Origin of the sequence: Streptomyces mutabilis, from assembly GCF_046628145.1 — a bacterium.
In the GTDB taxonomy this organism is placed as follows: Bacteria; Actinomycetota; Actinomycetes; order Streptomycetales; family Streptomycetaceae; genus Streptomyces; species Streptomyces mutabilis.
The window spans coordinates 1,781,290-1,787,500 of the sequence record NZ_CP176874.1; the positions used below are offsets into that span (position 1 = coordinate 1,781,290).

Consider the following 6,211-nt stretch of genomic DNA (forward strand, 5'->3'; position numbering starts at 1 on the left):
CCCGAGAATCCCCCGGACCGGCTCGCGGCCACTCTCCTCAGGCCCGCCGCAGCCCGGCTCCTTCCCCGCACGGCGGCTCACAACCCCAGTCGCGCCAGCGCCTTCCCCGAATCCAGCTCACACCCTTCCTCCCCGCCCGCCGTCCAGGCCGCCGCACACAGCGCACGCAGCCCGTCCAGCGCCGCGCCGTCGCCCTCCAACTCCAGCCGCTCGGCGCCGGCCGAAGCCGTCCAGCCACCGCAGCGGAAGCCGCCACCCGCGTCTCCGGTGACCTCGGGCTGCCCGGACAGCAGCCCACGCAGATCGGCGTCGACATACGTCGGCCGGTGCCGCGGCGGCGCCGCCAGCAGCTGTGCCCCGTCGGTCACTCCGGTCAGGACGAGCAGTGAGTCGACCTCACCGTTGAACGCGCCCTCGATGTCCGTGTCCAGCCGGTCCCCCACCACCAGCGGACGCTGCGCGCCGGTCCGCAGGATCGTCTCCCGGTGCATGGGCGGCAGCGGCTTCCCCGCGACCTGCGGCTCGGCCCCGGTGGCGATCCGGACGACCTCCACCGCCGCGCCGTTGCCCGGTGCGATGCCCCGGGCGCCCGGAATCGTCAGGTCGGTGTTGGAGGCGTACCACGGCACCCCGCGCGCGATGGCGTAGCAGGCCTCCGCGAACCGCCCCCACGGCAGCTCCGGCCCGCCGAACCCCTGCACGACGGCCGCCGGATCGTCCTCCGCGGACTCGACCGGCTCCAGCCCTCGCTCCCGCAGGGCGACCCGCAGCCCCTCACCGCCGATCACCAGCACCCGCGAGCCCGACGGCACCTGCTCGGCGATCAGCCGGGCCACCGCCTGCGCCGACGTGATGACGTCGTCCGCGCCCGTCGGTATGCCCAGCTCGGTCAGGTGCGCGGCCACCGCGTCCGGGGTCCGCAGCGCGTTGTTGGTGACGTACGCCAGGTGCATGCCGCCCGCGCGGGCCGCGGCGAGCGACTCGACTGCGTGGTCGATCGCGTTCCCCCCGGCGTACACCACCCCGTCCAGGTCGAGCAGCGCCGTGTCGTACGCCTCGCCCAGGCTCCGCCCACTGCCCTCGGGCCTCGTCCTGACGCTCCGGCTCATTGCACATCGCTCCTCGTTCGACGCCTTTCCCCCGATCATCCCCCATGCCACTGACACACGTACGATGCCGGGATGAACACAGCAGGTCACCCGGAAGCAACGGCGCGCCGGGGCCTGGAACTCACCCCGTTCCGAGGCCTCCGCTACGACCCCGACCGGGTCGGCAGCCTGGCCGCCGTGACGTCCCCGCCCTACGACGTCGTGGTCCGCCCCGACGGCCTGCTCCACCTCGAATCCGCCGACCCGCACAACATCGTCCGCCTGATCCTGCCGCAGGCCGCTTCCCCCGAGGCCCGCAACGAACAGGCCGCCGACACCCTCCGGCGCTGGAGGGCGGAGGGTGTGCTGACCGCCGACTCCGAACCGGGCCTGTACGTCTACGAACAGCGCGACGGCGACGGCATGCTGCAACGCGGCATCATCGGCGCCCTGCGCGTCTCGGACCCTTCCGAGCAGGTCGTGCTGCCGCACGAGGACGTCATGCCCCACGTCGTCGCCGACCGCGCGGCCCTCATGCGGGCCACCTGGGCCAACCTCGAACCCCTGCTTCTCACCTACCGCGGCAACGGTGCCACGGCGGCCACGACGACCGTCGTGGAACGCACCGCCGAACAGCCGCCACTGCTGTCGACGACCACGGAGGACGGCTACTGCCACCGCCTGTGGTCGGTCACCGACCCCGACGACCTGGCCCGCGTCCGGTCCGAGCTGGCCGGGCACCAGGCCCTGATCGCCGACGGCCACCACCGCTGGGCCACCTACCGCACACTCCGCGCGGAGCACCCCTCTCCCAGCCCCTGGGACCACGGCCTCGTCCTCCTGGTCGACACGGCCCGCTACCCGCTCCGCGTCCGCGCCATCCACCGCCTGCTGCACGGCTTCCCGCTGCACGATGCCGTGGCCGCCCTGGACGGCCACTTCCGCGTCCGCCGGCTCGGCGGCCCTCTGCCCCGGGCCATGGAGGACCTGGCGGAAGCGTCCGCATCGGGCAACGCCTTCCTGCTCGCCGGCGACGGCGCCTTCCACCTCGTCGACCGCCCGGACCCGGCCCTGCTGGACCGCACGGTCCCCGCCGACCGCCCCCGGGCCTGGCGCACGCTGGACGCCACCGTCCTGCACGCCACGCTCCTGGCGCACGTCTGGCGAGTCCCGGACGACTCCGCGGCCCACATCTCCTACATCCACGACACGGCGGCCACCGTGGAGAAGGCGGAACGCGACGGCGGTACGGCGGTACTGATGCACCCCGTCCGCGAGGAGGTCGTCCGCGAACTGGCCCAGCAGGGCGTCACGATGCCCCGGAAGTCGACGTCCTTCGGCCCCAAACCGGCCTCGGGCCTGGTGTTGCGCGCGCTGGACCTGTGACGCGGCTCGAGACCGCACGACGAAGGGGGCGGGACCGTGTGCCGGTCCCGCCCCCTTCATCATCAGGTCGCGGACGTCAGTCCTTCGCGCCGTCCTCGGTGTCGTCCTCGGCGGCGGGGCTCACCGGGCCGTCCTCGCCCTCGCGCTCGTCGAGGGCGTCCATGAACTCCACACCGTCGAGCTCGGCGAGCCGGTCGGAGGCGTCCGTGCTGCCGTCCCGGTCGGACTCCACGGCCTTCGCGAACCACTCCCGCGCCTCCTGCTCACGACCGGCGGCCAGCAGCGCGTCGGCGTAGGCGTACCTCAGCCGCGCGGTCCAGGGCTGCACGGAGTTGGAGGCCAGCTCCGGGCTCTGCAGCGTCACGATGGCCGCGTCCAGCTGACCCATGTCACGCCGGGCGCCGGCCGCCACGAGCCGCATCTCGACCTGGCCGGCCTTGTCGAGCTTGTGCACCTCGGGTGCGCCGGCCATGTCCAGCGCCTTCTCCGGCCGCCCGAGCCCACGCTCGCAGTCCGCCATGACCGGCCACAGCTCCACGGACCCGGTCATCCGCCGCGCGGCCCGGAACTCCGCCAGGGCCTCGCTGTACTTCTGGTTGGCGTACGCGGCGAATCCGGCGGCCTCCCGTACGGCGGCGACACGGGACGCCAGACGCAGGGCCACCCTGGAGTAGCCGTAAGCAGCTTCCGGGTCCTCGTCGAGGAGCCGGGCGACCATCACCAGGTTCCTGGCGACGTCCTCCGCGAGCGTCTTGGGCAGGCTCTGCAGTTCCTGACGTACGTCCTTGTCGATCTCGTCGCCCGTGACCTCCTCGGGGATCGGCAGGCGCTTGATCGGCTCACGGTCGCGATCACGGTCCCGCTCCTCACGGAAGCGCCCACCGCCGCCTTGCCGGTCGTCCCGCCCACGGAAGCCACCGGGCCGCCCGCCCCGGTCGTCGCGCCGGGGACCACGGCCTCCTCGGTCGTCGCGGCCACGGAACCCACCGCGGTCGTCCCGCCCCCGGAAGCCGCCACGATCGCCACCGCGGCTGTCGTCACGCCGGCCGAAGCCGCCCCGGTCACCGCGGTTCTCGCGGTCGTCCCGACGGAAGCCACCACGGTCGCCGCGGTCATCCCGACGATCGTCACGCCGGTCATCGCGGCGGTCGTCACGGCGGAACGAGGGACGGTCGCCACCACGGTCGTCACGGCGGAAGGACGGGCGGTCGCCACGGTCGTCACGGCGGTCATCGCGGCGGTACGGGGGACGGTCGCCACCACGGTCGTCGCGCCGGAACCCACGGTCCCCGCCACGATCCCGGTCATCACGACGCGGCCCACGATCACGGTCGTCACGACGCCCGTACCCACCACCACGGTTGTCGTCACGCCGATCATCCCGACGGTCGTCCCGACGGAAACCACCACGGTCGCCACGGTCATCCCGACGATCGTCACGCCGGTCATCGCGGCGGTCGTCACGGCGGAACGAGGGACGGTCCCCACCACGGTCGTCACGACGGAAGGACGGACGGTCGCCACGGTCGTCACGGCGGAACGACGGACGGTCCCCACCACGGTCGTCACGACGGAACGACGGACGGTCCCCACCACGGTCGTCACGACGGAACCCACGGTCCCCGCCACGATCCCGGTCATCACGACGCGGCCCACGATCACGGTCGTCACGACGCCCGTACCCACCACCACGGTTGTCGTCACGCCGATCATCCCGACGGTCGTCCCGACGGAAACCACCACGGTCGCCACGGTCATCCCGACGATCGTCACGCCGGTCATCGCGGCGGTCGTCACGGCGGAACGAGGGACGGTCCCCACCACGGTCGTCACGACGGAACACACCGCGATCACGGTCGTTGTCGCGACGGAATCCGCCACGGTCCCCGCGCTGGCCGTTCCGGTCACCACGGCCACCACTGTCCCGTCGTCGCTGATCGCGCTCCGGTCGGTCGTCGGGAGAGTTGGTGGACATGGGTGACTCCTGTCTTCGGTACCGCAAGTCATTCTCGCGCAGCCGGGTACCCGGTGCGCCCTGGAAAAACGAAAGGACCCCTGGTCCCAGCTGAACGCTGGGGACCAGGGGTCCTTCCCAAAGATTGTTCGGCGGCGTCCTACTCTCCCACAGGGTCCCCCCTGCAGTACCATCGGCGCTGTAAGGCTTAGCTTCCGGGTTCGGAATGTAACCGGGCGTTTCCCCTACGCTATGACCACCGAAACCCTAATGGTTTCGAGCGAACAAGCACACTCTTCAATTGTTCTGTTCAGCTCGAAAGCCGGCAACTGTTCGTTGCCTCAGAACTAACACAGTGGACGCGAGCAACTGAGGACAAGCCCTCGGCCTATTAGTACCAGTCAACTCCACCGGTTACCCGGCTTCCATATCTGGCCTATCAACCCAGTCGTCTACTGGGAGCCTTACCCCATCAAGTGGGTGGGAGTCCTCATCTCGAAGCAGGCTTCCCGCTTAGATGCTTTCAGCGGTTATCCCTCCCGAACGTAGCCAACCAGCCATGCCCTTGGCAGAACAACTGGCACACCAGAGGTTCGTCCGTCCCGGTCCTCTCGTACTAGGGACAGCCCTTCTCAAGACTCCTACGCGCACAGCGGATAGGGACCGAACTGTCTCACGACGTTCTAAACCCAGCTCGCGTACCGCTTTAATGGGCGAACAGCCCAACCCTTGGGACCGACTCCAGCCCCAGGATGCGACGAGCCGACATCGAGGTGCCAAACCATCCCGTCGATATGGACTCTTGGGGAAGATCAGCCTGTTATCCCCGGGGTACCTTTTATCCGTTGAGCGACGGCGCTTCCACAAGCCACCGCCGGATCACTAGTCCCGACTTTCGTCCCTGCTCGACCCGTCGGTCTCACAGTCAAGCTCCCTTGTGCACTTACACTCAACACCTGATTGCCAACCAGGCTGAGGGAACCTTTGGGCGCCTCCGTTACTCTTTAGGAGGCAACCGCCCCAGTTAAACTACCCATCAGACACTGTCCCTGATCCGGATCACGGACCCAGGTTAGACATCCAGCACGACCAGACTGGTATTTCAACGACGACTCCACCCACACTGGCGTGCGAGCTTCAAAGTCTCCCAGCTATCCTACACAAGCCGAACCGAACACCAATATCAAACTGTAGTAAAGGTCCCGGGGTCTTTCCGTCCTGCTGCGCGAAACGAGCATCTTTACTCGTAGTGCAATTTCACCGGGCCTATGGTTGAGACAGTCGAGAAGTCGTTACGCCATTCGTGCAGGTCGGAACTTACCCGACAAGGAATTTCGCTACCTTAGGATGGTTATAGTTACCACCGCCGTTTACTGGCGCTTAAGTTCTCAGCTTCGCCTGGACGAATCCAAGCTAACCGGTCCCCTTAACGTTCCAGCACCGGGCAGGCGTCAGTCCGTATACATCGCCTTACGGCTTCGCACGGACCTGTGTTTTTAGTAAACAGTCGCTTCTCGCTGGTCTCTGCGGCCACCCCCAGCTCACGGAGTAAATCCGATCACCAAGCGTGGCCCCCCTTCTCCCGAAGTTACGGGGGCATTTTGCCGAGTTCCTTAACCATAGTTCACCCGAACGCCTCGGTATTCTCTACCTGACCACCTGAGTCGGTTTAGGGTACGGGCCGCCATGAAACTCGCTAGAGGCTTTTCTCGACAGCATAGGATCATCCACTTCACCACAATCGGCTCGGCATCAGGTCTCACCCTCATGTCATCCGGATTTA

The 6,211-nt window shown here is 68.4% G+C and carries 4 protein-coding genes and 2 rRNA genes (1 of these 6 cut by a window edge); 2 read left to right on the forward strand and 4 right to left on the reverse strand.

Going from position 1 to position 6,211, the window contains the following annotated elements; translation table 11 throughout:
• Window positions 1-77: 77 nt before the first annotated feature.
• The gene (locus ACLIN4_RS07845) at window positions 78-1,109 is read right to left on the reverse strand and encodes an HAD hydrolase-like protein (protein WP_307653024.1); all 1,032 of its coding nucleotides are present in this window, start codon (window positions 1,107-1,109) and stop codon (window positions 78-80) included.
• Between the two features lie 72 nt (window positions 1,110-1,181).
• Here ACLIN4_RS07845 and ACLIN4_RS07850 point away from each other — a divergent pair, with 72 nt between their 5' ends.
• A complete protein-coding gene (locus ACLIN4_RS07850) occupies window positions 1,182-2,474 on the forward strand; it encodes a DUF1015 domain-containing protein (RefSeq protein WP_107478264.1) in 1,293 nt (430 codons plus the stop codon).
• 76 nt (window positions 2,475-2,550) lie between these two features.
• Here ACLIN4_RS07850 and ACLIN4_RS07855 read toward each other — a convergent pair whose 3' ends face one another.
• Window positions 2,551-3,300, reverse strand: coding sequence for a tetratricopeptide repeat protein (locus tag ACLIN4_RS07855; protein ID WP_257101665.1), 750 nt, complete (start codon window positions 3,298-3,300; stop codon window positions 2,551-2,553).
• Between the two features lie 63 nt (window positions 3,301-3,363).
• On the opposite strand from ACLIN4_RS07855, the gene ACLIN4_RS07860 reads away from it, so the two are divergent.
• A complete protein-coding gene (locus tag ACLIN4_RS07860; protein WP_411576816.1) occupies window positions 3,364-4,455 on the forward strand; it encodes a hypothetical protein in 1,092 nt (363 codons plus the stop codon).
• A 120-nt stretch (window positions 4,456-4,575) separates the two neighbouring features.
• Here the strand turns inward: ACLIN4_RS07860 and rrf are convergent.
• Both rrf and ACLIN4_RS07870 read right to left on the reverse strand, forming a co-directional pair.
• A 5S ribosomal RNA gene (gene rrf / locus ACLIN4_RS07865) occupies window positions 4,576-4,692 on the reverse strand.
• A 107-nt stretch (window positions 4,693-4,799) separates the two neighbouring features.
• Window positions 4,800-6,211: ribosomal RNA gene (locus tag ACLIN4_RS07870) — 23S ribosomal RNA — on the reverse strand (it continues 1,710 nt past the right edge of the window).